Below are 896 nucleotides of genomic sequence, written 5' to 3' on the forward strand. Positions count from 1 at the left end.
GACGCCAAGGCCTTCGACACCCGAGTCGACGCCCTGGCCCGCACCGTCTGCCCGGCCGACCCACGAACCCTGGATCAACGCCGCGCCGACGCCATCGGCGCCCTCGCCCACAACAACGACCGCCTGGCCTGCCTCTGCGACACCTCCGATTGCCCCGTGGCGCAGAACCCGCCCTCGACCGGGGTGGTCGTCTACGTGATCGCGAGCGCGGACACCCTCCGTGACCCCGCGCCACCGCTTGCATCACCCACGCCTGCACCGCCGCCTGACCATCTCCGCGACGACGAGAACGATGACGCCACCGAGAACACCGAGCCCGAGGACGCGAAGGACCACTCCGCAACCTCCAATGATGCTGCCGCAGTGGATACCTCGAAGGAGCGCACCGCCCTCGACGGCGACGCCCCGGCCATGTTCAGCAAGCCGCTGCGCGAGCTGACCCTCACCGAAGCCCTCACCCCCACCCCGGGCCGGCTTGCCACCGTTCGACCGGCAGCGATGATGGGCGGGCAGTTCCTACCCGGCGCGATCGCGTGCCGCGCCAGCCAAGGGGCGACCATCACTCGGATCGTGCATCCCGGCCAAGCCCCACCGGAACCCCGATACCGACCGTCGAAGAAGCTCGCCGACTTCGTCCGCTGCCGCGACATGACCTGCCGCTTCCCCGGCTGCAGAGTGCCGGCCACGAATTGTGATGTGGACCATACGATTCCGTGGCCCTACGGGCCGACCGCGGGATCCAACCTGAAATGCCTATGCCGAAGACACCACTTGCTGAAAACCTTCTGGGGCGGCCAAAGCGGTTGGCGCGAACGACAACTCGACGACGGCACCATCATCTGGACCGCACCCGACGGCCGCACCCACACCACCACACCGGGCAGCCGCTTGCTGTT

Annotated in this window: 1 protein-coding gene (running past one end of the window); it reads left to right on the top strand. The window is 68.5% G+C overall.

Features of this window, described 5'->3' with window-relative positions:
- The coding region annotated (locus B1790_RS35285; protein ID WP_233165109.1) for an HNH endonuclease signature motif containing protein crosses the window boundary (this coding region is incomplete at its 5' end): on the top strand, positions 1–896 show 896 of its 1002 nt. The annotated region continues 106 nt past the right edge of the window.

The sequence above is a fragment of the Mycobacterium sp. AT1 genome (assembly GCF_002043095.1).
GTDB lineage: Bacteria > Actinomycetota > Actinomycetes > Mycobacteriales > Mycobacteriaceae > Mycobacterium.